This window comes from Jatrophihabitans endophyticus (assembly GCF_900129455.1).
Lineage (GTDB): Bacteria > Actinomycetota > Actinomycetes > Mycobacteriales > Jatrophihabitantaceae > Jatrophihabitans > Jatrophihabitans endophyticus.
The window spans coordinates 617979-641608 of sequence record NZ_FQVU01000001.1 but is presented as its reverse complement, the minus strand read 5'-3'; the positions used below and the strand labels follow the sequence as shown (position 1 = coordinate 641608).

Here is a 23630-nt window from a genome sequence, read left to right as displayed (position 1 = left end):
CCGCGGCGACCGACCTGCATCCACGCGGCCGGGGCCGCCCGGATGCAGGTCGGACGTGGTCAGCCGACCCTGGCCGTGGCGCGGTAGGCGGGGTGGTCGGAGCCGTTCTTGGCCAGTCGCGTGGCCTTGCCGATCTTGTTGGCCTTCGTGGCGTAGAGGTGGTCGATCGGGCTCGCGTCGCCGGTGCTCACGGCGTAGCGGGAGAGCCCGGGGAGCTTGGTCGCGGGCTGGTGGTTGAAGTCGCCGACGACGAAGACCGGGTACTTGGCCGCCCGGAGCTTGGCGACGACGTCCTGCAGGATCTTGCGGTGCTTGCGCCAGCGGGCCTGCCGTTCGGGATGGCCGGAGAACGCGGCGGAGATGAAGTGCGTGTTGACGAAGGCGATCGTGGTGCCGGTGGCCTTGACCTTCAGCGTCACGTAGGTGACGTAGCGGTTGGGCGTGACGTGCTTCTGGCCCTTGTGGGTCAGCACCGCGCGGCCGTGGACGAGCGTGAACTTCGACGCCCGCCACGAGATCGTGTCGGCGCCGGCGGCGCCCTTCGGGATGTAGTGCCGGTAGCCGGTGAGGGCCTTGCGCATGCGGGTGCGGGCGGCGGCGGTGTCGATCTCCTGCCAGCCGATGACGTCGGCGAACGCGGAGTAGCGCGACTTGCCGTAGTGGGTGTTGTGCGTGCCGATGGTGAAGCGGGTGGTCTTGCCGGCCGCGCCCGCCGGCGGGGCGACCAGGCCGGCGAGGAGGAGTACGGCCGCCAGGACGGCGGCCGCCGTCCCGGTGCAGCGTCGGGGTGTCGTCAACGTCCTACCTCCACGATCGGGTGCCGGCGGGGCCGCCGGCGGGCCCAGTCTGCGGACCCACCCGTCATGACGCCATGGGGACGGCTATCCGTGCCGACGGCTCAGCGTTCGCCGCCGGGACGCCACAGCACGTCGCCGTCGGGGTTGGCGGTGCGGCTGAGGATGAACAGCAGGTCCGAGAGCCGATTGAGGTAGAGCAGCGCCTCGCGGTTGGTGTGCTCGGCGTCGGCCTCCCACAGTGCCCAGGCCGCGCGCTCGGCGCGGCGGGCCACGGTGCGGGCCTGGTGCAGCAGGGCGGCGCCCGGCGTGCCGCCGGGGAGGATGAAGCTCGACAGCTTGGGCAGCTCGGCGTTGAACTCGTCGCACCACGCCTCGAGGCGCTCGGTGTAGGCGGGCTCGACGCGCAGCGGCTGCCACTTCGGGTCGGGGACGACGGGCGTGCACAGGTCGGCCCCGACGTCGAAGAGGTCGTTCTGGACGGTGGCGAGCACCGCGGCGACCCGGTCGGGCAGGGCGCCGAAGGCCAGCGCGGTGCCCACCGCGGCGTTGGTCTCGTCGCACGCCGCATAGGCCTCGACCCGGGGGTCGGTCTTGGGCACGCGGGACATGTCGCCGAGCGCCGTCGTCCCGTCGTCGCCCGTCCGGGTGTAGATGCGGGTCAGGTGAACGGCCATGCGGGGGAGCGTACGCACCTGACTACGGTGAGGGCATGCAGGTCTTGCGAGTCACCGGAGGCGCCCGCCTCGACGGAGCCGTCGACGTGGTGGGTGCCAAGAACAGTGTCCTGAAGCTGATGGCGGCGGCGCTCCTCGCGCCGGGGGACACCACGCTGGGCAATCTGCCCGCCATCTCCGACGTCACGATCATGCGCCAGTTGCTCGAGGGCATGGGGTGCGCGGTCACCGAGAGCACCGTCGGCGCCACCGACCGGGTCACCATCAGCGCGCCCGAGCACCTGCAGTACGAGGCGCCCTACGAGCTGGTCCGCAAGATCCGCGGCTCGATCTGCGTGCTGGGCCCGCTCATCGCCCGCACCGGGCGCGCCAAGGTCGCGCTCCCGGGCGGGGACGCCATCGGCACCCGTCCCCTCGACATGCACTTCGCCGGGCTCGAGCGGATGGGCACCGAGATCAGCATCCAGCACGGCTTCGTGGTGGCCGAGGCCCGCGAGCTGCGCGGCGCCTCGATCTGGCTGGACTTCCCCAGCGTCGGGGCCACGGAGAACATCATGACCGCGGCCGTGCTCGCGAAGGGCACGACGGTCATCGACAACGCCGCCCGCGAGCCCGAGATCGTCGACCTGTGTCGCATGCTCGTGGCGATGGGCGCACAGATCGACGGCATCGGCACGTCCACGCTCGAGATCACCGGGGTCGACGGTCTGTCGGGCACCACCCACGACGCCGTCCCCGACCGCATCGTGGCCGGCACGTGGGCCATGGCGGCGGTGGCGACACGGGGCGACATCACCGTGCGCGGCGCGGTCGCCGACCATCTGCGGATCGCACTGGACAAGGTCGCCCAGGCCGGTGGCGAGGTCGAGGTGCTCGCCGACGGTTTCCGGGTGGCGCAGGCCGACCGGCCCCGGAGCTTCGACGTCGTGACCCTGCCCTACCCCGGTCTCGCGACCGACCTGCAGCCGCAGGCCATCGCCGCGCTGTCGGTCGCCGACGGCACCGCGATGATCACCGAGAACCTCTTCGAGGCCCGTTTCATGTTCTGCGACGAGATCTCGCGGATGGGCGCGGACGTGCGCACCGACGGTCATCACGCCGTCGTGCGGGGGCGCGAGCGGCTCTCCGGCGCGCCGGTACGGGCCACCGACATCCGCGCCGGGGTCGGGCTCGTGATCGCCGGGCTCGTGGCCGAGGGCGTCACCGAGGTGGCCGAGATCCACCACATCGACCGCGGCTACGTCCGATTCGAGGAGCAGCTGCGCGGTCTCGGCGCCGACGTCGAGCGCGTGGAGTCGAGCACCTTCGGCCCGTGAGGCCGGGCCCGGCTAGAGCGTGCTCGGGGACTCCAGGGCCTCGTCCTTGGGTGCCGCCTGCGGCTGCTGGCGCTGCCGCAGGTCGTAGGACGCCTTGATGCCGGCCAGGAGCACGTAGTAGAGGCTGCCGACGAGCAGGATCACGCGCAGCCACACCGGGTGGTGCGGGTGGATGACGGCCCCGACGATGAGCCCGCCCAGCCACAGAGTGGCCGCCACCGCCGTGAACGGGCGCAGGAACTGGGCCCGAACGATGTGCGGGTAGGGCATGTTCGTCAGCGACAGCACCGAGAACACGATGGTGATGGTGGCGCCGATCCAGGTGCGGGCCTCGACGAGCCAGAGCAGCGGGCCGACCATGTTCCAGGCCGCCGGGAAGCCGCGGAAGAAGTTGTCGTCGGTCATCATGTCGGTCCGCGAGAACCAGATGGCCGAGGTCAGCACGAGCAGTCCCAGGACCGCGAGACCGAACGCGTTCCGCGGCACGACCTCGAACTGGTACATGAACGCGGCGGGGACGATCACGCAGGTGACGAAGTCGATGATGAGGTCCAGGACGTAGCCGTCGATCTGCGGCAGTCGCTCCTTGACCCCGAGCGAGCGGGCGATGGGGCCGTCGACGCCGTCGATGATGAGCGTCGCCATCAAGTAGATGATGGCGAGGTCGGGACGCCCGTCGAGGACGGCCTGCAGGCCGAGTGCGCCGAAGATGACCCCGACCGTCGTGAAGATGTGGACGGCCCAGGCCTGGCCGCGTTCGGCGCGCGTGGCCGACAGCGGCGGGTGCGAGGTGTTCACCGCACGAGCGTAAAGGGCGCGTCGCGCGCTCCGGCGGCGGGCGGTCGGCGCCGGCCGGTTATCGGCCGTTACGTTCCGAGCAGCAGCCGGGCGGCGTCGACGTCGGCGTGGAAGACGAGGACGTCGAGCCGCCCGTCGCGCCGCTTGGACATCGACGAGCGGATGCCCGCGTCCTGCAACGTCGCCCGTTGCCGCAGCGCGTCCTGGCGCTCGAGGCCGCTCTCGACGACGGTCAGCAACCCGAGACTGGGGGAGTCGGCCGCGTCGACCGGCCGCACGATCGGTCCGCGGCGTGACGGCTTGAACACCCAGCGCAGCACGAGGGCGAGCGCGAGCACGACGACGATGGCGATGATCCCGGCCGTCGGATCGTTGCCCATGGCCCCATCATGCTCCTGCCGCGGTCACCGGCGGCGCCGCGGACCAGGGAAAGTCGATCCACTGGTCGGTGGAGCGCCAGGCGTACTCGCACTTCACCGTCGATCGCGGCTTCTCGTAGACGACCGCGCAGCGGACGTCCGCGACGTGCCCCGCGCAGAACTCCTTGACGAGCGCGAGCGTCGCGCCGGTGTCGGCGACGTCGTCGGCGACGAGCACGTTCGCCCCCGCGAGATCCACCGGTTCGGGCACGGGTGGCAGGACGACCGGCATGTCCAGGCGCTCGTCCACGCCGGTGTAGAACTCCACGTTGATCACGTGCAGGTTCTTGACCCCGAGGGCGTAGCCGAGCGCGCCGGCGACGAACAGCCCGCCCCGCGCGATCGCGAGGACCAGGTCGGGGCGGAAGCCGTCGGCGTGCACGGTGGCGGCGAGCTCGCGCGTCGCGGTGCCGAACGTCTCCCACGTCAGGATCTCGCTGCTGAAAGGGTTTGCGGCGGCCATGGGGGCAGCCTGCCAGTCCTGCGAGGTCCACCACGTCGACCGGGCGAAACACGCGCGGCGCTCTAGGCTCGCGGCATTACCCGTCATGGAGGTGCTGCACTGCCATGCCCTTTCCCTCGGACGACGACCGCGACCGCGCCTGGCTGATGCGCACGTACGCCGGGCACTCGTCGGCGCAGGCGTCGAACGCGCTCTACCGACGCAACCTGTCCAAGGGACAGACCGGGCTGTCGGTGGCCTTCGACCTGCCGACGCAGACCGGCTACGACCCCGACGCCGAGCTCGCGAAGGGCGAGGTCGGCAAGGTCGGCGTCCCGGTCTCGCACGTGGGCGACGTACGGACGCTGTTCGACGGCATCCCCATGGAGCAGATGAACACCTCCATGACGATCAACGCCCCGGCGATGTACCTGCTGGCGCTCTACCTCACCGTCGCCGAGGAGCACGAGGCCGACTTCGGCAAGCTGTCGGGCACCACGCAGAACGACATCATCAAGGAGTACCTGTCGCGGGGCACCTACGTCTTCCCGCCGGGGCCGTCCCTGCGTCTCATCACCGACATGATCGCGTACACGGTCGCGAACGTGCCGAAGTGGAATCCGATCAACGTCTGCAGCTATCACCTGCAGGAGGCCGGCGCGACGCCGGTGCAGGAGGTCGCCTTCGCGCTCTGCACTGCCATCGCGGTCCTGGACTCGGTCAGGGAGTCCGGGCAGGTGGCCGAGGACGCGTTCGGCGACGTCGTGGCCCGCATCTCCTTCTTCGTCAACGCGGGGGTGCGCTTCGTCGAGGAGATGTGCAAGCTGCGCGCGTTCGGCCAGCTGTGGGACGAGATCACCGAGCAGCGCTACGGCGTGGCCGACCCCAAGCACCGGCGCTTCCGCTACGGCGTGCAGGTGAACTCGCTGGGCCTCACCGAGGCGCAGCCGGAGAACAACGTCTACCGCATCCTGCTCGAGATGCTGGCCGTGACGATGAGCAAGGACGCGCGGGCCCGGGCCGTGCAGCTGCCGGCGTGGAACGAGGCGCTTGGCCTGCCGCGCGCGTGGGACCAGCAGTGGTCGCTGCGGATGCAGCAGGTGCTGGCGTTCGAGTCGGACCTCCTCGAGTACGAGGACCTGTTCGCCGGCTCGACGGTCGTCGAGGCGAAGGTGGCCGAGATCAAGGACGGCGCCCGCGCCGAGATCGACAAGATCCTGGGCATGGGCGGCGCGGTCGAGGCGGTGGAGTCCGGCTACCTGAAGTCGGCGCTCGTCTCGTCCCTGGCGTTGCGCCGCCGGCGCATGGAGTCCGGCGAGGACGTCGTCGTCGGGGTCAACACGTTCACCGAGACCGAGCCCAACCCGCTGCAGGGGTCCGAGGACGGCGGCATCCTCACCGTCGACAAGGCGGTCGAGCAGTCGGCCAAGGACGCGATCGCGACGTGGCGGGCGGGTCGCGACGCCGCCGCCGTGGACGAGGCGCTGCGCGGCCTGCGCGACGCCGCCAAGACCGACGAGAACCTGATGACGGCCTCGCTCGCGTGCGCGAAGGTCGGCGTGACGGTCGGGGAGTGGGCCGGCGTGCTGCGCGAGGTCTTCGGCGAGTACCGGCCGCCGACCGGGGTCTCGGGGGCGACCGGCGGCGGCAACGAGGCGTCGCTCGGCGAGGTGCAGCAGCGGGTGCGGGCGCTGGGCGACCAGCTCGGCCGGCCGCTGAAGTTCCTGGTCGGCAAGCCCGGCCTGGACGGCCACTCGAACGGCGCCGAGCAGATCGCGGTCCGGGCCCGCGACGCCGGCTTCGAGGTCGTCTACTCGGGCATCCGGCTCACGCCCGGGCAGATCGTCGCGGCCGCGGTCGAGGAGGACGTCGACGTCGTGGGCCTGTCGATCCTGTCCGGGTCCCACCTCTCGGCCGTCCCCGACGTCCTCACCGGCCTGCGCGAGGCCGGGCTGGACGACGTCCCCGTCATCGCGGGCGGGATCATTCCCGAGGCCGACGCCGCGCAGCTGCGCGAGCAGGGCGTCGCGCGGGTGTTCACGCCGAAAGACTTCGAGATCACCCGGATGCTGGGAGAGATCGTGGACGCGATCGAGGAGGCGCGGTCCTGATCGTCAGCGCCGCACGGTGAGCACGTAGATCGTGCGCGCCGGCGCCACGGTGGCCGTCCCGGCGAACGACACGCGCCACCGGTGCCGCCCCGCGGCCACCGCCGGCAGCGTGATCACCGCACGTCCCGACCGCACCGTCGCCGTGCCCAGCAGCCGACTGCCCGACCGCACCGTCACCCGCGCGCCGGTGGGTCGCCCCGCCGCGCTCCGGGTGGTGACGACGAGTGACCGACCGGCGGTGCGGCCGGCGTGCAGCGTGCCCGGCCGCGTCCGCACGACGAGCTCCGGCGCGACGCGGTGGCTGTGCAGGTCGACGGCGGCGCTGCGGGGTTGCAGCAGCGGCGAACCGCGATAGCGAACGGTCACGGCGTGCGTGCCGACGGTCAGCCGGGACAGCACGAGGTCGGTACGGCCGTGCACCAGCCGGCCGGTGGTCCGTCGGCCGTCGACGGTCGCGGTGACCGCGCCGCTCGGAGTCGAGCCGCCGCCACGCACGGCGACCCGCACCCGCAGCACCGGGCGCACGGCGTTGGTGAGCGAGCGGGTGACGCGAGTGACGCTGACCCGGCTCAGCGCGGGCGGCACCGACACCGCCGTCCGTTGTCGGACGAAGCGCAGCATGGCCGCCTGGCGGGCGCCGCCGTCGAGCGCGACCGCCTGGGTGTGACCGAGCCGGGGAACGAGGGTGAGCGAGCCGCCGACGTCCGCCCGGTCGAGCCGACGCCGGAACTCCTCGGCCATCTGGTGCGGGACGGTGCGGTCGGCGAGGCCCTGGTAGAGCAGCACGGCGGGGTCGTGGGCGGAGATCGCCGACGCCGCGTCGAAGGCGTGCCACCGCTTGCGACAGGCCGCGTTCGGCGCCGGGTACGCGCACGCCATCGCGGTGCGGGCGTGTCCGGCCAGCCGGGTCATCGACGAGGTGGCGCGCTCGCCGGCGTTGCGGCCGTGGACGTCGTCCCACAGCCGGCTGGGCTGGACGACGCCGGCGACGGAGACGATCGCCCGGATCCCGTTGCCGCCATCGCCGGCCAGCCCCGCGAGCGCGGCGAGGTTGCCGCCGGCGCTGCTGCCGTACAGCGCACCGCGGCCGGGGTCGATGCCGAAGTCCGCGGCGTGCGCGCGGATCCAGGCGAGCGCGGTGAGGACGTCCTTGCGCTGCTCGGCCCCGGACACGCCGGTCGGCTGCGTGCCGCCGGCGACGAGGCGGTAGGCCAGGTTGAAGACCTGGAAACCGTGGGCCCGGAAGAGGTCCACCGCGTCCTGCACGTCGGCGGGCCTGCCCTTCACCCACGAGCCGCCGTGGATCGTCACGACCCACGGGGCCGCGCGACGCGCCGGGTCCCACGTCGCCGTCAACCGCTGCTGCGGGTCGTCGGTCCTCGCGTACGGGTAGGTCGCGACCGTCGGCGCGACCCGGTGGGGCGTCGCCGCGGTACCCACCGCGGCCACGGCGTGGGCCCGGGTGGCCGCATGGGCACCCTGCGCCGGGGCCGACGTCCACGCGAGCGCGACGCCGGCGGCGGTGGCGATGCCCGCGACGAGGGCGGCGGTGCGACGGACGAGCACGGGGGAGGCTCCTGGGGTCGGACGGTACCTAAAATCTAAGTGAAGTTGATCGAGTGGCCAAGCCCGCGAGCCGGCCTCGGGACGTTCGTCCTGGCCGGCGCCGACGGCCGGGCAGGTCGGTGCCGCGACGGCTCAGGCCGCGGTGCGCTGCCGCAGGAACTGCACCAGGCGCCGCTGCTGCGTCCCGGCGTCGAAGGCGATGCGCGGGGTGTGGCCCCCGCCGGGCACGTAGACGAGCTGCGCCGGCACACCCGCCGCCCGCAGGGCCTGCTCGAGGTGGCGCGGCATCCGGTAGGGCACGGTCCCGTCGGCGAGTCCCTGGAACATCAGCACCGCGGGGTCGTGCGACGACACCGCCGAGGCGGGGTCGAAGGCTCGCCAACGCCGCGCGCAGGCGGAGGTCCCGGTCTCGTACTCGCACCCCATGACGCCCGCGGCCTGACCGGCCAGCACCGCCATCCGCCGGGTGAACCGCTCGCGGGGGAACGGCGTGCGCAGATCCAGCCACAGGCGCTGCGGCTCCAGCACGCCGGCCACCGAGACGATCGCGCGGATCCCGGTGCCGCCGTCGCCGGCGAGCCCGGCCGCGGCGGCGAGGTTGCCGCCGGCGCTCGTCCCGAGCAGGGCGCCGCGATCCGGGTCGAGGCCGAAGCGTCGGGCGTGGCCGCGCACCCAGGCGATCGCGGCGAGCACGTCACGACGCTGGTCGAGCCAGCCCGCGGCCGGGGAGCCGGGTCGATCGACCCCCAGGCGGTAGCTGATGTTGAACACCTGGAAACCGGCGACGCGCAGCACGTCGACGGCCGGCTGCAGGTTCGCCTCGCTGCCGGCCACCCAGGAGCCGCCGTGGACCGTGACGACCCACGGCGCGCGGCGCAGGCGGGTGTCGTAGGTCGCGGTCAGCCGCTGGTACGGGTTGCGCGTCCCGGCGTAGGCGGCGTGCACGACGCGCACCGACGACGACGACGGACGCACGGCGAGCGGACGGCCGCGGCGACCGCCACCGGCCGCCCCGCCGGCCGGGTCGCCCGGGTCGGCCGCGCCCGGGCCGACGAGTCCGGCCGGGGCGGTGGCGGCCGGCTGCTGCGCGGCTGCGGCCGGGGGGCGGGAGCGCGGGTGCGTCGGCGACTGCGTGCCGGCGACGGCGAGGATCGCCGCCGTGGTGGCCGCCGCCGTCAGCCCGGCGCACGCGCGCACGCGTGACCGGGTCGGACGCTTCACGGCAGGACCTCTCGTGCGGGCGGGCAGCGGGCAGCCGGGGTTCGGCGGTGACGGCAGCGTCGACCGGGTACGGCGGCGTAAAGGTATGTCAGGACGGCCGCCGGCGCCGTCAGCCGGCGACGGGCGTTCGGGTGTTTCTCAGCCGGTCGGCGACGGGCTCGGTTCAGCCGCCGCCCGCGCCGGCGCGGGCGGCCTTCACCAGCATGCGGTTGGCCTGCACGATGCCCACGACCTCGGCGAGCGTGAGGGTGGGGTCGCCGACGCGGACCGCGTAGGCGTCCGGGTGGAACGACCACGTGCCGGCGGTGGCCTCGATGCCGAGGACGATGCGGTCGGCGGCGTCGGTGACCGTCCAGTCCCGGCTCGGCCAGGAGTCGCCCGTCAACCGCAGCTCGGTGCCGTCGGCCCGGGTGATCACCCGCTGCTTGCCGCGCCAGAAGCTGGCGCGGACGGTCAGCAGCGTCGCACCGCCCGCGCCGGTGACCTCGTACTCCATGCCGAACCCGGCCGGTCGCCCCGCGCATAGGGCACGGCCGTCGGGAGCGGCGACCTCGAATTTCCGGCTCAACCACGGCACGGTCACGAAGGCGACGGGGGAGCCGTCGGTGCCGAGTACCGGGTACACGCCGTCCTGCTTCTCGTCGACGAAGGCGATGACCTCGAGTGCGGTGGCCATGCGCGGTTTCTACCGGACCCGCAGCCCTGGTGCTACCCCCGGCGGCCGGGGCACGGCACCCGGTAGCCTCGCGCGCTGTGCGCCTCGTCATCGCCCGCTGCAGCGTCGACTACCTCGGCCGGCTCACCGCCCACCTGCCGCTCGCGACGCGGCTGCTGCTGGTCAAGGCCGACGGCTCGGTCCTCGTGCACTCCGACGGCGGGTCCTACAAGCCGCTGAACTGGATGAGCCCGCCCTGCACCCTCGTCGAGGGCGACGGCACGTGGACGGTCACCAACAAGGCGGGTGAGCAGCTGGTCGTGACGATCGAGTCGATCGAGCACGACTCCGCCCACGACCTCGGTGTCGACCCGGGCCTGGTCAAGGACGGCGTCGAGGCGCACCTGCAGAAGCTGCTCGCCGAGCACATCCACACGCTGGGCGAGGGCTTCCGGCTCGTCCGTCGCGAGTACCCGACCCCGATCGGCCCGGTCGACCTGCTCGCCCGCGACCCCGGCGGTGCCGCCGTCGCCGTCGAGATCAAGCGCCGCGGCGAGATCGACGGCGTCGAGCAGTTGACGCGCTACCTCGACCTGCTCAACCGCGACCCGCTGCTCGCCCCGGTGCGCGGGGTCTTCGCCGCGCAGGAGATCAAGCCGCAGGCGCGCACGCTCGCCGAGGACCGCGGCATCCGCTGCCTCGTGCTCGACTACGACGTCCTGCGCGGGATCGACGACCCGTCCCAGCGGCTGTTCTGAACTGCCGACCGGCGTCACGGTGTCACCGACCCGCCACGTCGGATATCCACAGGCGCGAAGCGCCCCTGGCGTGTCCCCGGCAGGCTCCCTACGGTGTTCTCATGGCCGGTGATCGACAGCTGGAGCTTCGGGTGGCGAGGCTCGAGAGCGACCGCGATGCGCTCTACGACCTCGTCACCGAGATTCGGGCAACCCAGCAGGAGCACTCCCGGCGTTTCGATGCGGTCGACGGGCGTTTCGATGCCATCGAGGCGACGCTGGCCGAGGTCGTACGCCGCCTGCCCGAGCCCTGATCGTCGCGAAGCGACGGACATATACGACTGTTCACCCAACCGGTTTAGTGAGGGGCGTCACCCGGGCATCGATAGCCCGACGACGAGGGGTGGTCGGTGACGATGGTGTCGACGGGCGACGAGGACTCCGCACCGCGATCGGCGGACGGGCCGACGGCCGAAGCCGTGCCGGCGACGGGTGAGACGCCCGAAGCCGCTCCGGCCGCTGCCGCCGACGACTCCGAGCTCGCGGACGCCGCGACCGGGTCGCCGGCCCGGTCCGGGCCGTTCGCGGTCGCCAGCCGGTCGGTCGTCCTGGGCAGTGCGGCCGTCATCGCCCTGGTCGTGGCGGCGGCGTCGATCGCGCTCGCCAACACCGGTGACGACGCCGCGGACGCGGCCGGCACGCGAGTGGCCGTGGAGAAGGACAACTACCTGACCCCGGTGGGTGACCTGCTCAAGGACAAGCGGCTCCCGCGGCCGTCGCTCGCCGGCGACACCGGGACGACGGGGGTGCCGCCGAACACCCGGCCGCGACCCACGACGCCGGCCACCACCACCCCGGCCGACGCCGGCCGGATCGCGACCTACAGCGGGGCGGCGGGGACGCTCACCCCGGCGGGGATCGCGACGCTGGCGATCGCGGCGGGGTGCCGGGCCCAGTCGGCCACCGTCGCCACCGCCGTCGCCATCGCCGAGTCCGGCGGTAGCCCGGGCGCGCAGGGCGACACCACGCTGATGGACGCGACCTGGGACTGGTCGGCGGGGCTGTGGCAGATCCGCGGGCTGAAGGCGCAGCGCGGCACCGGCCAGCTGCGCGACTCGGTCGCGAACCACGTGCCGGCCAAGAACGCGGCCGCCATGTACGCGATCTCGAGCGGCTGCAGCAACTGGGGGCCCTGGACGACCTACACCCGGGGCACCTACCTGTCCTTCATGTCCGTCGCCGGTCGCGCGGTCCAGTACGTGCTCGCCTACCGCAGCGCGCACGGCGGTCGGCTGCCGGCCGTCGCCGCGCCCGATCCCGGCGCGCCGGTCCCGGTCGGCACCGGCGCCGGTGTCGTGGCACCGGGCACGGCGAGCGGTCCGAGCGGGTCGTCGTCGCGTCCGGGGAAGGCCCGCCCCACGACCCGGCACACCGCGAGCCGGTCGGCCGGCACGAAACGCGGCGGTCACGGAGCACAGCCGTCCACGCCGGCGCCGGGGCGCTCGGCGGTCCCCACGTCGACGGCCCGTCCGACGGCCACCCCGACGAAGCGTTCGGTGCCGTTGCCGACCCGGCTGCCCACCAAGCTCCCGACCAAGCTCCCGACCAAGCTCCCGACCAAGATCCCGACCAAGCTCCCGACCAAGATCCCGACCAAGATCCCGACGAAGGTGCCCACGACCCTCCCGGTGCCCCTTCCGCCCGGCATCCCGTAGCGACCTGCATCCCGGTGGTTCGGGCCACCGGGATGCAGGCCGGTCGCGCCAGTACGGTGCGAGCCATGACCGAAGCGACCCTCGTCACCGTGACCGCCGAGGCCGACGGTGTCCGCGTGCTCACCCTGAACGACCCCGACCGGCGCAACGCGATGTCGCCGGACCTGCAGGACGCGCTGGTCGCCGCGGCGCAGTCGGTGGCCGACGACCCCGACGCGCGGGTCCTCGTCGTCACCGGCGCCGGGGTCGCGTTCAGCGCGGGTGCCGACCTGCCGGCCGTCTTCGGCACCGCCGCCGAGGACGACGTCCGTGACGTCCGCGCGCGGCTGGCGGCGATCTACGACAGCTTCCTGCGCATCCGCCGGTTGCCGATCCCCACCATCGCCGCGGTCAACGGCGCCGCCGTCGGCGCGGGGGTGAACCTCGCACTGTGCTGTGACCTCCGGGTGGCCGGCCCGGACGCGACGTTCGGCATCACCTTCACCCGGCTCGGCCTGCATCCGGGCGGCGGCTGCACGTACTTCCTCGTCGAGGCGCTCGGCCGGCAACGGGCGATGGCGATCATCATGGGCGGCGAGGTGCTCCGCGCCGCCGAGGCCCGCGACCTCGGCCTCGTGCTCGACGTCGTCGTCGACCCGCTCGCCGCGGCGCTCGACCGGGCCCGCCGCTGGGCGGCCGTGGACCCGGCGCTCGCCCGCGACGTCAAGCGGGCGGTGGGCACCGCCGCGCGCGGACCGTTCGAGGAGACCCTCGACTTCGAGACCTGGGCGCAGGCGGCCTCGACGCGCAACCCGTTGCTCGCCGAGGCCGTCGCGCGGTTCCGCCCCGCCACCCCGTCGTGAGATCCGCCAGCTCGTGAGATCCGTCCCGTCGTGAGATCCGTCCCGCCGCAGCCCGTACCCGGGACGCCGGACGGGCGCTCACGTTACGGTCGGGCGATTCGGGTCGACGCCGGAGGAGGCGCGTTTTTCCATGGCACGTGACATCCAGCAGGTCGGTGTGGTCGGGCTCGGCACGATGGGTGCCGGCATCGTCGAGGTCTTCGCCCGCAGCGGCCTCTCGGTCGTCGCCGTCGAGAAGGACGACGAGGCCGTCGCGCGCGGTCGGGGGCACCTCGAGGGCTCCACGGGCCGGGCGGTGGCCCGCGGGAAGATCACCGAGGCCGATCAGCAGCAGCTGCTGGACCGCGTGCACTTCGGCACCGACGTCGGTGCGCTCGCCGAGGTCGACCTCGTGGTCGAGGCGGTCCCCGAGCACCTCGATCTCAAGCGGGCGATCTTCGGCGAGCTCGACAAGGTGTGCAAGCCCGAGACGATCCTGGCCAGCAACACCTCGTCGCTGTCGATCACCGAGATCGCCGTGGCCACCGGCCGTCCCGGCAAGGTCGTCGGCATGCACTTCTTCAACCCCGCGCCGGTGATGAAGCTGGTCGAGGTAATCCGTTCGGTCGTCACCGAGCAGGACGTCGTCGACGACGTCGAGGCGCTCGTGCAGAAGCTCGGGAAGGTCGACGTCACCGTCGGCGACCGCGCCGGGTTCATCGCCAACGCCCTGCTCTTCGGCTACCTCAACCACGCGGTCTCGCTCTACGAGTCGAACTACGCGAGCCGCGAGGACATCGACGCGGCCATGAAGCTCGGCTGCGGCCTGCCGATGGGGCCGCTCGCCCTGCTGGACCTGATCGGGCTCGACACCGCCTACGAGATCCTCGACACGATGTACGCGCAGTCGCGCGACCGGTTGCACGCCCCGCGTCCGGTCTTCAAGCAGATGATCACGGCCGGCCTGCTGGGTCGCAAGAGCGGCAAGGGCTTCTACACCTACGACGCCGCCGGGTCGCCGGCCGTCGTCACCGACGCGCTCACCCCGCCGGCGAAGCCGGACGTCGAGGGCGCGCGTCCGGTCGCCAAGGTCGGCGTCGTCGGCTCGGGCACGATGGCCACCGGCATCATCGAGGTGTTCGCCAAGGCCGGTTTCGACGTCACCTTCGTGACCCGTGGCAGCGACAAGAACGACAAGGTGGTCGCCGCGATCACCAAGTCGCTCGACAAGGCCGTCGGACGCGGGAAGCTCGGCGAGGCCGACCGCGACGCCGCGCTCGCCCGGCTGACGCCCTCCACCTCGCTCGACGACCTCGCCGGGGTGCAACTCGTCGTCGAGGCCGTGGTCGAGGACCTCAAGGTCAAGCAGACGCTGTTCGCCAACCTCGACGACATCACCGCGCCCGGCACCGTGCTCGCGACGACGACGTCCTCGCTGCCGGTCATCGAGTGCGCGGCCGCGACGTCGCGCCCGGCCGACGTCATCGGCATGCACTTCTTCAACCCGGCCGCGGTGATGAAGCTCGTTGAGGTCGTCACCACCGTCTCGACCGCCCCCGACGTCGAGGCCACCGTGCTGGACGTGTGTACGCGGATCGGCAAGCACGCCGTGCGCTGCGGCGATCGTGCCGGCTTCATCGTCAACACGCTGCTGTTCCCGTACCTCAACGACGCGGTGCGGATGCTCGAGGCGCACTACGCCACCGCCGACGACATCGACGCCGCGATGAAGGTCGGCTGCGGTTACCCGATGGGGCCCTTCGAGCTCCTGGACGTCGTCGGCAACGACGTGTCGCTCGCGATCCAGCGCGAGCTGTTCGGCGAGTTCCGCGATCCGGGCTTCGCGCCGGCGCCGCTGCTGGAGCACCTCGTGACCGCGGGCCGGCTCGGCCGCAAGACCGGCCAGGGCTTCCGGGACTACGCCGCGGCGCGCTGATCTCGCCCGGCGCCGCGAGCGTCGCGTACGCCGCTCACCGCGTGGTCAGCCGCGCGGTGAGCGCCCTCGTGTCGGCCGTCCCCAGCCGCACGAACAGCGGGGTCTCGGCGAGCGTCGCCCGGTAGTGGGCGATCGTGCCGCCGGTGACGACGCGGCCGCGCAGCACGTCGTACCAGCGCCCGGGCGGCAGGTGCACGCTGCGGCTGGTCCCGGGGGTCAGGACCGGGGCGGCGAGCAGGGAGTCGCCGAGCAGCCACTCGTCGGCCACGGTGTAGGACGCGGCGTCGCGGGGAAAGTCGAAGAACAGCGGTTTCATGATCGGTTCGCCGGTCGCGACGGCCCGCGTCACCTGTCGGTCGAGGTAGGGCGCGAGCCGCCGGTGCAGCCGGACCGCCGCGGCGTACAGCGCGACCGTCTCGGTGTCGTAGGCCCGGCTGCCGGCCTGGTTGCTCACCCCGAGCGGGGACGTCGAGGCGTACATCAACGGCAGCAGCGACGCGGCCTGCGCCCACCGGACCAGGACCTCCTTCGTCGCCGGCGGCTGCCCCTCGGAGCCGCCGATCATGTCGGTCTCGACGAACGGGTAGCCGATCGTGCTGATCGCCATGTCCTGCGACACCGCCGCCTGCAGCGACTGCCAGTCGGTGCCCTTGTCGATCTCGCGGGTGACGAAGCCGTAGCGCTGCGAACCGGTCCACGAGATGCGCACGCCGGCACCCTGCTGGTCGAACTCGTCGGTGAGCTGCGCGCCCAGCTTGATGTAGTCCAGCGCGGTGTGGCCCGGGTAGGGCGCGCACGACTCGTCGAAGAAGCGGGTGTCGAACTTGAAGCCGTCGACGCCGTAGGCCTCCTGCAGGCGGTGCAGCTGACCGACGTACCAGGTGCGCGCGGCGGGGTTGGCGATGTCGACGATGCCGGCCGTGCCGTTCCACCACTGCACCGAGCAGGTCGTGCCGGGGTCGTCGGCCGACTTCAGCAGGTAGCCGTGGTCGGCGGCGTAGCGGTAGTTGTCGGCGTCGTCGTTCACCCAGAGCGTGGTCCAGAGACCGAAGTCGTAGCCGAGGTCGTGGACGGCCCGCGACAGCCCCGCCGGATCCGGGAACTTGGCGTTGAAGGCGAAGTCGCCGTAGTGGGTGGACCAGCCGTCGTCGATCTGGACGGTGTGGCCGGGCACGCCGGCGTCGTGCAGGCCGCGCGCGTACGCCAGCACCGACGCCTGCGTCACCGCGGTGTAGTCCTGCGCCCAGGTGTTCCACAACGGCTCGGCGTACTGCGCGGGCGTCGCGTCGCTCTGCCGCGGGGTGCCGGCGACACCCACGTAGTCGAGGTACACGTCGCGGGCCGTGCGCTCGACGAAGGTCGTGACGTCCATGGTGTCGGTGTCGGTGACGGCGGCGCCGAACACGCCGGCGTGGTCGGCGTTGAGCGACACGTGCATGACGCGCTCGGTGTCGACCCACAGCCCGCTGCCGCGCTGGGTGAACCAGAACGGGTCGGTCATCAGGTACTCGGCAGGCCCCATGGCGTCGTCGGCGACGACGCCGGAGTCCAGCGGCCACGGCTGGTCGGTGTACGGGCCGCCGGCCGGCGTCTGGGTCTCGCCGTGGCCGTACCAGTGCCCGGCCGAGGCGAGGTCGTAGTGGGTGGCGACCTGGTCGGCGGCGGTGGTGCCCCGCACCTGCCACGTCGCGCGGTAGCGGTCGACGGCCGGTGCGATGCGGTAGCGCACCGTGTCGCCGGGCAGCGTCGTGGCCACCGTCAGCGTCACGGCGCCGTCGTGCGCGCTCACCCCGGTGACGCGGGTGGCCGTGGCCCAGCCCCGCGCGGTGTGGAAGACGGCCGGGCCCAGGGGAGCCGCATCCGACCCGCCCGCCGCCGTGGTGCGCAGCACGGTGGCACCGGCGCGGCGCGTGGTGATGCGGAAGGGTGCGCGGTCGACGACGACGTCGTACCCGCTCGTGTGGCGCGCCCCCGGGACGTGCAGCAGGACCCGCGCCTCGGTGACGACGAGGCGGGAGCCGGGGCGTGGGTGCGCCGCGGCGGCGCCGGCGGCGAGGCCGGGCAGCGAGACGGCGAGGACGAGCACCCCGATGGTGCGGGCGGCACGGGCGGCGGTCACGGGCGGGTCCCTTCGACGGCGCGTGGGCGACGCCGGGCGGGGCATCGCGGACGTACGGCATGGTCGTGCGGAAACGGCTGGAATCCGGCGTGGGGCGAGATTAGGAGTGCGTTCAGGAGCCGGTCAAGGGGTTCGCTGCGTAAAGGTGCGCGAATTGGGCATGGAACGTGCGTTTGTGCTCACCGTTCCCGGGGCGACGGGTCGTGCTCCCGCGCGACGCTCTACCGTGATCGACGTGCCTCGCCGTCATCCGCGCGCCGCTCCGCCGCCGCGATCGGTGGGCGGTGCGTCGGCCCACACGGCGGCCGAGTTCCGCGGCGAGACCTACGTGGTGCGCAGCGTCAGCGGCCAGGCGGCGGCCAAGCCGTACCGCTGCCCCGGCTGCGACCAGGTGATCACCGTGGGCACCCCGCACGTGGTGGCGTGGCCGCACGGCGACCTCGACGCCGCCGATCGCCGGCACTGGCACCGGGGCTGCTGGACGGCCCGGGACCGGCGCGCGCCCCGACGGTGACGCGAGGAGTCGGTCAGTCCAGCGACCGCACGGGGCGGCCGTCCGCCCACGCCACGACGTCCTCGACGGCCTGCGCGAAGAACGTGCGGTAGGCGTCGGTGGTGACGTAGCCGAGGTGCGGCAGCAGCAGGGTGTTCGGCATGGTCCGCAGCGGGTGGTCGGCCGGGAGCGGCTCCACGTCGTAGACGTCGAGCGCGGCGCCGGCGATGCGCCGGGACCGCAGTGCGTCGAGCAGCGCCGCCTCGTCGACGATCGGTCCGCGTGACGTGTTCACCAGGTAGGAGGACGGCCGCATCGCCGAGAACTCGGCGGCGCCCACGAGCCCGCGGCTGCGCTCGGACAGCGGCAGGTGGATCGTGACGACGTCGGCCTGCTCGAAGAGCTCGCGCTTGGACACCGCACGCGCGTCGTGCTCGGCGGCCCGCGCCGCCGTCAGGTTCGGCGACCACGCGACGACGTCCATGGCGAAGGCACGGGCCAACCGGCTGACGGGGATGCCGAGCCGGCCGAGGCCGACGACGCCGAGCGTCAGCCCGGCCAACCCCGGGCCGATCGTGTGCTGCCATCCGCCGCGTCGTACCCCGGCGTCCTCGGCGGCGAAGTTGCGGGTCAGCGCGATCATCATGCCGAGGGTCAGCTCGGCCACCGCGTTGCCCGAGCCCGTGGTGCCGCAGACCTCGATGCCGAGCTCGCGCGCCGCGGGGACGTCGATCGCGGCGTTCTTCATGCCGGTGGTGACGAGCAGCCGCAGCTCCGGGAGCGCGCGCAGCAGGTCGGCGGGGAAGGCGGTCCGCTCCCGCATCGCCACGACGACCTGCGCATCACGCAACCGCGCGACGAGCTCGTCACGGTCGGCGACGTGCTCGGTCTCGACCCGGACGTCGAAGCGATCGGTGATCGGTGTCCAGTCCGCGCTGTCGAGCGCGACGCCCTGGTAGTCGTCGAGTACGACGACGGTGGCCACGCAGCGGTCCTAGGCGTCGACCGTCGGCTGCGCCTCGGGCTGTGGCCCGGGGGCGGTGGACCCGGCGCCGGCCGCGGAACGGGGGAGGGCGGGCTCGTCGGGCGTGGCCGCGAGCGACTCGTCGAGCGAGGCCCGCAACCGGGCCTGCAACGCCTCGAGCTGGGCGTGCGTCTCGTCGCGGACGCCGTGCAGCCGGCGCACCTCGTGGGTGGCGTCGGCGACGAGCTGCGTGGCGGCGGCGCGCGCGTCGGCGACCGTCTGCCGGGCCGCGGCGTCCGCGTCGCGCTTCTGTCGGGTGAGCTCCTCGTGCGCGGCGGTGCGTCGCAACCGCAGGGTGATCTCGAAGTCCTCGTCGGTGCGCTCCCGCGTTGCCTTGGCCTCGGCGTCGAGCCGCTCGCGCTCGGCGGTGGACTCGGTCGTGACTCGGGTGCGCTCGGCCCCGGCCTCGGCGTCGAGCCGCTCGCGCTCGGCCTCGGCGGCGGCCGAGAGGCGGGCCTCCTCGCTGCGGGTGCGCTCCTCGCTCTCGGCCAGGGCCGCCTCGACCTCGGCCTTGTGGGCCTCGGCCTCGGCGATGCGGCGCTTGAACGTCTCCTCGGCCTCGGTCATCCGTTCCTGGGCCTCGCCGATGATGCGCTCGGCCTCGGCCTGGGCGGCGGCCCGGGTGCGGGCGGCGGCGTCGGCCGCGCCGTTGGTGACCTGCTCGGCCCGGGTCTGTGCGTCGGCGCGGACCTTCGCGCCGTCGGCCGCCGCGCTCTGCAGGATCTGGGTGACCTTCTCGTCGACGTTGGCCGAGGTGATGGTCTCGCTGGCCGCGCGCAGCTGGCGGCGCAGCGACTCGACCTGCGCCTGGGAGCTCGCGAGCTGAGCGGCGAGATCGGCGCTGCGGGCCGCGGCCGAGTCGCGCTCGGCCGCGGTGACCCGCAGATCGTCGTCCAGCCGGGTGATCTCGCGATCGACCTGGGCGCGGTCGTACCCGCGCATCGCGGAGTCGAAGCCGCGGCTCGAGTCGTAGAGCGGCAGCAGGTCTGAGTTGTGCTCGGCCATCGGCTTAGTTTCCCACCCCCGGCTGTGCGGCCCAAGTTTGTTGCCGAATCGCGATCAGCGGTCCCGGAACCGGTTGATGGCGTCGACGTGCTGGTCGCGCAGCTCGTGGTCCCGGACGCCGAGCCCCTCCTCCGGGGCGAGGCACAGCACCCCGACCTTGCCCTGGTGCAGGTTCTTGTGCACGTCGAGCGCCGCCTGGCCGACCTCGATCAACGGGTAGGAGCGTGACAGCGTCGGGTGGATCTTGCCCTTGGCGATGAGCCGGTTGGCCTCCCACGACTCGCGGTAGTTCGCGAAGTGCGAGGAGATGATCCGCTTGAGGTTCATCCAGAGGTAGCGGTTGTCGTACTCGTGCATGAACCCGGTGGTCGAGGCGCAGGTGGTGATGGTGCCGCCCTTGCGGGTGACGTAGACCGACGCGCCGAAGGTCTCGCGGCCGGGGTGCTCGAAGACGATGTCGATGTCCTCGCCGCCGGTGAGCTCGCGAATCCGCTTGCCGAAGCGGTTCCACTCCTTGGGGTTCTGCGCGGTGTTGTCCTCGTTCCAGAACCGGTACTGCTCCTCGGAACGGTTGATGATCAGCTCGGCGCCCATCGAGCGACAGATGTCGGCCTTCTCGTCGTTGCTGACGACGCAGATCGGGGTGGCGCCGCCGTTGAGCGCGTACTGCGTGGCGAAGCCGCCGAGGCCGCCGGACGCACCCCAGATGAGGACGTTGTCGCCCTGCTTCATGTCGCCGCCGTTCTTGCTGACGAGCTGGCGGTAGGCGGTGCAGTTGACCAGGCCGGGGGAGGCGGCCTCCTCCCACGTCAGGTGCGCGGGCTTGGGCATGAGCTGGTTGGCCTTGACGAGCGCGACCTCGGCGAGCCCGCCGAAGTTGGTCTCGAAGCCCCAGATGCGCTGCTCGGGGTCCATCATCGTGTCGTTGTGGCCGTCGGCGGCCTCGAGCTCGACGGACAGGCAGTGCGCCACGACCTCCTGACCCGGCTGCCACTTCGTGACGCCGGGGCCGGTGCGCAGCACCACGCCGGACAGGTCCGATCCCACGATGTGGTACGGCAGGTCGTGACGCTTGGTCAGCGGCGAGAGGCGGCCGTAGCGCTCCAGGAAGCCGAAGGTGGAGACCGGCTCGAAGATCGACGTCCAGACCGTGTTGTAGTTGATCGCCGACGCCATGACCGCGACGAGCGCCTCGCCCGGGCCGAGCTCGGGCAGCGGGACCTCTTCCACGTGCAGCGACTTGCGCGGGTCCTTGTCACGGCTGGCCATGCCGTCGAACAGCTCGGTCTCGTCCTTGTGGACGGTCGCCGCCGTGTAGGCCTCGGGCAGCGGGAGCTCGGCGAACTGCTCGCGGGGCGTGTCGCCGGCGAGGATGGCGGCGCGGATGTCGTCCACTGCGGAACCTTTCGTCAGGGCGTGCGGAGGTGCAGGAAGTTACCGAACGGTAACCAAGTCTCGGCCGGTCGTCAGTGGGCCGGATCACGGGCCGGCTCGACGAGCTCGACCAGGACCCCGCGGGCGTCCTTCGGGTGGATGAAGTTGACCCGGCTGTCCGAGGTGCCCCGGCGCGGCTCGTCGTAGAGCAGCCGCAGGCCGCGCTCGCGCAGCTGCGCGGACACCGCGTCGAGGTCTTCGACGGTGTAGGCGACCTGCTGCACACCCTGTCCGTTTCGGTCCAGGAACTTGGCGATGGTCGACTCCGCCGACAGCGGCGCGAGGAGCTGGATGCGGGTGGCGCCGTCGCCCACGGCGAGCATCGCCTCGCGCACGCCCTGCTCCTCGTTGACCTCCTCGTGCACGCTCACGACGCCGAAGGTGTCGCGGTAGAACGCGATCGCGTCGTCGAGGTCGGGCACGGCGATGCCGACGTGGTCGATCTTGCCGAACAGGCTGCTCATGCGGAGCGCTCCTTGTGCAGGTGGACGAGGACGTCGTCCGGGTCGGGGGCAGGAACCTGGTGGTAGCCGTGCCGTTCGTAGAAGGCGTGGTTCTCGACGCTCTTCGGGCCGGTCGTCAGGACGAAGCGACGCACCTCGGTCGGCGCGGCGGCCTCGATCGCGCGCAGCAGCGCGCTGCCCAGGCCGCGGGCCTGCAGGTCCGGCACGACGCCCAGCCGGCCGATGTACCAGTCGGTCCCGGTACCGCCGCCGGTGCGCACGCCGCGCACGGTGCCGACGACGCGGTGCCCGGCCAGGGCCACCAGCACCGTCTGCGTGGCGATGTCCTCGTGGACGCCGGCCAGCGTCTGGGTGAGGGGCGGGATGAACAGCCACTCGTGCAGCTGGGCCTCGGGCACCCAGGCCGCGCGCTGCAGCGTGAGGATCTCGCCGGCGTCGGCCGCCGCCGCGGTGCGGATCACGACCGGGGTCGTCGCGCTGCTCTCGGTTCCCGGCGGCATCGGGTCATCGTGGCAACCCCAACCGCTTACGGGCGACCGGACGCGCGCACCCGTGCGCTGGTTCACAACGGCGACGGACCACGCTGTGGTTACAGTGAACCGTTCGCCCGGGCCCGTGTGTCCGCGGCCCTTTCGCTCGCTCACCGCCCTCGCATCAGCGGCCCGCGCGGCCACGTACAGGAGGACTTCGGCATGGCAGGATCGGTCATCGTCAGCGGCGCCCGGACGCCCATGGGTCGGCTGCTCGGCTCGCTCAAGGACTTCTCCGGAGCCGACCTCGGCGGCGTGGCGATCAAGGCCGCGCTCGAGCGTTCCGGCGTCTCTCCCGACCAGGTCCAGTACGTGATCATGGGCCAGGTGCTCGGCGCGGGCGCGGGGCAGATCCCGGCCCGGCAGGCCGCGGTCAAGGCCGGCATCCCGATGAACGTGCCCGCGCTCACCATCAACAAGGTGTGTCTGTCCGGGCTCGACGCGATCGCGCTGGCCGACCAGCTCATCCGTGCCGGCGAGTTCGACGTGATCGTCGCCGGCGGCCAGGAGTCGATGACCCAGGCCCCTCACCTGCTGCCGAAGTCCCGCAGCGGCTACAAGTACGGCGCCGTCGAGGTGCTCGACGCCATGGCCCACGACGGCCTGACGGACGCGTTCGACCACATCCCGATGGGCGAGTCCACCGAGCACCACAACCAGAACCTCGACCTCACCCGTGAGCAGCAGGACGAGTTCTCCGCGCGATCCCACCAGCGCGCCGCGCTCGCGGCCAAGAACGGCGTCTTCGACGACGAGATCGCCACCGTCCTCATCCCGCAGCGCAAGGGCGACCCGATCGAGTTCCGCGACGACGAGGGCATTCGCGGCGACACGACGGCCGAGAGCCTGGCCAAGCTGCGTCCCGCCTTCACCAAGGACGGCACGATCACCGCCGGGTCGGCCTCGCAGATCTCCGACGGCGCCGCCGCCGTCGTCGTCATGAGCAAGGCCAAGGCCGAGGAGCTCGGGCTGGCCTGGATCGCCGAGATCGGCGCGCACGGCAACGTCGCCGGCCCGGACAACTCGCTGCAGTCGCAGCCGGCGAACGCCATCAAGGACGCCCTGCGCAAGGCGAACCTGCAGGTCGGCGACCTCGACCTGATCGAGATCAACGAGGCGTTCGCCGCCGTCGGGGTGCAGTCGATGAAGGACCTCGGCGTCACCGAGGACGTCGTCAACGTCAACGGCGGCGCGATCGCGCTCGGTCACCCGATCGGCATGTCCGGTGCCCGGCTCGCGCTCACGCTCGCCCTGGAGCTCAAGCGACGCGGCGGCGGCACCGGCGCGGCGGCCCTGTGCGGGGGCGGCGGTCAGGGCGACGCGCTCATCCTGCACGTTCCTGCCTGACCGGCC

Annotated in this window: 23 protein-coding genes and 1 pseudogene; 9 read left to right on the top strand and 15 right to left on the bottom strand. The window is 72.7% G+C overall.

Annotated elements, in window-relative coordinates; genetic code table 11:
- Positions 1-59: 59 nt before the first annotated feature.
- Together BUE29_RS02960 and BUE29_RS02955 are read right to left on the bottom strand one after the other, a co-directional pair.
- A complete protein-coding gene (locus BUE29_RS02960) occupies positions 60-797 on the bottom strand; it encodes an endonuclease/exonuclease/phosphatase family protein (protein ID WP_073385684.1) in 738 nt (245 codons plus the stop codon).
- Positions 798-898: 101 nt separating this feature from the next.
- Positions 899-1471: a cob(I)yrinic acid a,c-diamide adenosyltransferase gene (locus tag BUE29_RS02955; RefSeq protein ID WP_073385681.1), complete on the bottom strand. Its 573-nt coding sequence runs from the start codon at positions 1469-1471 to the stop codon at positions 899-901.
- A 35-nt stretch (positions 1472-1506) separates the two neighbouring features.
- Here BUE29_RS02955 and murA point away from each other — a divergent pair, with 35 nt between their 5' ends.
- On the top strand, positions 1507-2787 hold the full coding sequence (gene murA / locus BUE29_RS02950) for a UDP-N-acetylglucosamine 1-carboxyvinyltransferase (RefSeq protein ID WP_073385678.1): 1281 nt from the start codon (positions 1507-1509) through the stop codon (positions 2785-2787).
- 12 nt (positions 2788-2799) lie between these two features.
- Here the strand turns inward: murA and BUE29_RS02945 are convergent, their stop codons facing one another.
- The 3 genes from BUE29_RS02945 to BUE29_RS02935 form a co-directional block, all read right to left on the bottom strand.
- Positions 2800-3585 carry a CDP-alcohol phosphatidyltransferase family protein gene (locus tag BUE29_RS02945; protein WP_073385676.1) on the bottom strand — a complete coding sequence of 262 codons (786 nt, stop codon included), beginning with the start codon at positions 3583-3585 and terminating at the stop codon, positions 2800-2802.
- A gap of 68 nt (positions 3586-3653) precedes the next feature.
- Complete coding sequence (locus tag BUE29_RS02940) at positions 3654-3965, bottom strand: hypothetical protein (RefSeq protein ID WP_073385673.1); 312 nt, start codon at positions 3963-3965, stop codon at positions 3654-3656.
- Positions 3966-3972: 7 nt separating this feature from the next.
- Positions 3973-4467, bottom strand: coding sequence for a phosphoribosyltransferase (locus BUE29_RS02935; RefSeq protein WP_073385670.1), 495 nt, complete (start codon positions 4465-4467; stop codon positions 3973-3975).
- A 104-nt stretch (positions 4468-4571) separates the two neighbouring features.
- Between BUE29_RS02935 and BUE29_RS02930 the strand changes: the two genes are divergently transcribed.
- Entirely contained in the window at positions 4572-6557 is a 1986-nt protein-coding gene (locus BUE29_RS02930; protein ID WP_073385667.1) for a protein meaA, read from the top strand.
- A gap of 3 nt (positions 6558-6560) precedes the next feature.
- On the opposite strand, the gene BUE29_RS02925 is transcribed toward BUE29_RS02930, so the two are convergent.
- The 3 genes from BUE29_RS02925 to BUE29_RS02915 all read right to left on the bottom strand — a co-directional run bounded on the left by BUE29_RS02925 (position 6561) and on the right by BUE29_RS02915 (position 10020).
- Entirely contained in the window at positions 6561-8123 is a 1563-nt protein-coding gene (locus BUE29_RS02925; protein WP_073385664.1) for an alpha/beta hydrolase, read from the bottom strand.
- Positions 8124-8255: 132 nt separating this feature from the next.
- Positions 8256-9344, bottom strand: a complete 1089-nt coding sequence (locus BUE29_RS02920) for an alpha/beta hydrolase (protein WP_159440818.1) — start codon at positions 9342-9344, stop codon at positions 8256-8258.
- Positions 9345-9507: 163 nt separating this feature from the next.
- Positions 9508-10020, bottom strand: coding sequence for a hypothetical protein (locus BUE29_RS02915; RefSeq protein ID WP_073385658.1), 513 nt, complete (start codon positions 10018-10020; stop codon positions 9508-9510).
- Positions 10021-10097: 77 nt separating this feature from the next.
- Between BUE29_RS02915 and nucS the strand changes: the two genes are divergently transcribed.
- The 3 genes and pseudogenes from nucS to BUE29_RS23570 all read left to right on the top strand — a co-directional run.
- Entirely contained in the window at positions 10098-10757 is a 660-nt protein-coding gene (gene nucS, locus BUE29_RS02910) for an endonuclease NucS (protein WP_073385656.1), read from the top strand.
- Between the two features lie 101 nt (positions 10758-10858).
- Positions 10859-11050, top strand: coding sequence for a hypothetical protein (locus tag BUE29_RS02905; RefSeq protein ID WP_073385653.1), 192 nt, complete (start codon positions 10859-10861; stop codon positions 11048-11050).
- Between the two features lie 102 nt (positions 11051-11152).
- A pseudogene (locus BUE29_RS23570) lies at positions 11153-11926 on the top strand (hypothetical protein); the annotation flags it as partial.
- Positions 11927-12201: 275 nt separating this feature from the next.
- Here BUE29_RS23570 and BUE29_RS23565 read toward each other — a convergent pair.
- On the bottom strand, positions 12202-12444 hold the full coding sequence (locus tag BUE29_RS23565) for a glycine zipper domain-containing protein (RefSeq protein ID WP_407657315.1): 243 nt from the start codon (positions 12442-12444) through the stop codon (positions 12202-12204).
- Positions 12445-12516: 72 nt separating this feature from the next.
- On the opposite strand from BUE29_RS23565, the gene BUE29_RS02895 reads away from it, so the two are divergent.
- Together BUE29_RS02895 and BUE29_RS02890 are read left to right on the top strand one after the other, a co-directional pair.
- Positions 12517-13293 carry an enoyl-CoA hydratase-related protein gene (locus tag BUE29_RS02895; protein ID WP_073385648.1) on the top strand — a complete coding sequence of 259 codons (777 nt, stop codon included), beginning with the start codon at positions 12517-12519 and terminating at the stop codon, positions 13291-13293.
- Positions 13294-13423: 130 nt separating this feature from the next.
- Positions 13424-15208: a 3-hydroxyacyl-CoA dehydrogenase family protein gene (locus BUE29_RS02890; protein ID WP_073385645.1), complete on the top strand. Its 1785-nt coding sequence runs from the start codon at positions 13424-13426 to the stop codon at positions 15206-15208.
- 34 nt (positions 15209-15242) lie between these two features.
- Here the strand turns inward: BUE29_RS02890 and BUE29_RS02885 are convergent, their stop codons facing one another.
- Entirely contained in the window at positions 15243-17327 is a 2085-nt protein-coding gene (locus BUE29_RS02885; protein WP_200800007.1) for a glycoside hydrolase family 31 protein, read from the bottom strand.
- 235 nt (positions 17328-17562) lie between these two features.
- Between BUE29_RS02885 and BUE29_RS02880 the strand changes: the two genes are divergently transcribed.
- The gene (locus tag BUE29_RS02880; RefSeq protein WP_073386901.1) at positions 17563-17841 is read left to right on the top strand and encodes a hypothetical protein; all 279 of its coding nucleotides are present in this window, start codon (positions 17563-17565) and stop codon (positions 17839-17841) included.
- Between the two features lie 13 nt (positions 17842-17854).
- Here BUE29_RS02880 and BUE29_RS02875 read toward each other — a convergent pair whose 3' ends face one another.
- The 5 genes from BUE29_RS02875 to BUE29_RS02855 form a co-directional block, all read right to left on the bottom strand.
- Complete coding sequence (locus tag BUE29_RS02875) at positions 17855-18805, bottom strand: D-2-hydroxyacid dehydrogenase family protein (protein WP_073385643.1); 951 nt, start codon at positions 18803-18805, stop codon at positions 17855-17857.
- A 9-nt stretch (positions 18806-18814) separates the two neighbouring features.
- Complete coding sequence (locus tag BUE29_RS02870) at positions 18815-19849, bottom strand: coiled-coil domain-containing protein (RefSeq protein ID WP_073385642.1); 1035 nt, start codon at positions 19847-19849, stop codon at positions 18815-18817.
- A 54-nt stretch (positions 19850-19903) separates the two neighbouring features.
- Positions 19904-21244, bottom strand: coding sequence for a crotonyl-CoA carboxylase/reductase (gene ccrA, locus BUE29_RS02865; protein ID WP_073385641.1), 1341 nt, complete (start codon positions 21242-21244; stop codon positions 19904-19906).
- Between the two features lie 71 nt (positions 21245-21315).
- Entirely contained in the window at positions 21316-21747 is a 432-nt protein-coding gene (gene mce / locus BUE29_RS02860) for a methylmalonyl-CoA epimerase (RefSeq protein WP_073385640.1), read from the bottom strand.
- Positions 21744-22247 carry a GNAT family N-acetyltransferase gene (locus BUE29_RS02855; protein ID WP_073385639.1) on the bottom strand — a complete coding sequence of 168 codons (504 nt, stop codon included), beginning with the start codon at positions 22245-22247 and terminating at the stop codon, positions 21744-21746. The genes mce and BUE29_RS02855 overlap by 4 nt, the downstream gene beginning before the upstream one ends.
- A 192-nt stretch (positions 22248-22439) precedes the next feature.
- On the opposite strand from BUE29_RS02855, the gene BUE29_RS02850 reads away from it, so the two are divergent.
- Positions 22440-23624 carry an acetyl-CoA C-acetyltransferase gene (locus tag BUE29_RS02850; protein WP_073385638.1) on the top strand — a complete coding sequence of 395 codons (1185 nt, stop codon included), beginning with the start codon at positions 22440-22442 and terminating at the stop codon, positions 23622-23624.
- Positions 23625-23630: the final 6 nt, after the last annotated feature.

Bases quoted from the DNA above. Each gene is read 5' to 3' on its own strand.
- murA (WP_073385678.1), top strand. From the start codon at position 1,507: ATGCAGGTCTTGCGAGTCACCGGAGGCGCCCGCCTCGACGGAGCCGTC.
- BUE29_RS02905 (WP_073385653.1), top strand. From the start codon at position 10,859: ATGGCCGGTGATCGACAGCTGGAGCTTCGGGTGGCGAGGCTCGAGAGC.
- BUE29_RS02890 (WP_073385645.1), top strand. From the start codon at position 13,424: ATGGCACGTGACATCCAGCAGGTCGGTGTGGTCGGGCTCGGCACGATG.
- BUE29_RS02930 (WP_073385667.1), top strand. From the start codon at position 4,572: ATGCCCTTTCCCTCGGACGACGACCGCGACCGCGCCTGGCTGATGCGC.
- BUE29_RS02955 (WP_073385681.1), bottom strand. From the start codon at position 1,471: ATGGCCGTTCACCTGACCCGCATCTACACCCGGACGGGCGACGACGGG.
- BUE29_RS02850 (WP_073385638.1), top strand. From the start codon at position 22,440: ATGGCAGGATCGGTCATCGTCAGCGGCGCCCGGACGCCCATGGGTCGG.
- BUE29_RS02870 (WP_073385642.1), bottom strand. From the start codon at position 19,849: ATGGCCGAGCACAACTCAGACCTGCTGCCGCTCTACGACTCGAGCCGC.
- BUE29_RS02915 (WP_073385658.1), bottom strand. From the start codon at position 10,020: ATGGCCACCGCACTCGAGGTCATCGCCTTCGTCGACGAGAAGCAGGAC.
- BUE29_RS02895 (WP_073385648.1), top strand. From the start codon at position 12,517: ATGACCGAAGCGACCCTCGTCACCGTGACCGCCGAGGCCGACGGTGTC.
- mce (WP_073385640.1), bottom strand. From the start codon at position 21,747: ATGAGCAGCCTGTTCGGCAAGATCGACCACGTCGGCATCGCCGTGCCC.
- BUE29_RS02935 (WP_073385670.1), bottom strand. From the start codon at position 4,467: ATGGCCGCCGCAAACCCTTTCAGCAGCGAGATCCTGACGTGGGAGACG.
- BUE29_RS23565 (WP_407657315.1), bottom strand. From the start codon at position 12,444: ATGCCGGGCGGAAGGGGCACCGGGAGGGTCGTGGGCACCTTCGTCGGG.
- BUE29_RS02855 (WP_073385639.1), bottom strand. From the start codon at position 22,247: ATGCCGCCGGGAACCGAGAGCAGCGCGACGACCCCGGTCGTGATCCGC.
- BUE29_RS02940 (WP_073385673.1), bottom strand. From the start codon at position 3,965: ATGGGCAACGATCCGACGGCCGGGATCATCGCCATCGTCGTCGTGCTC.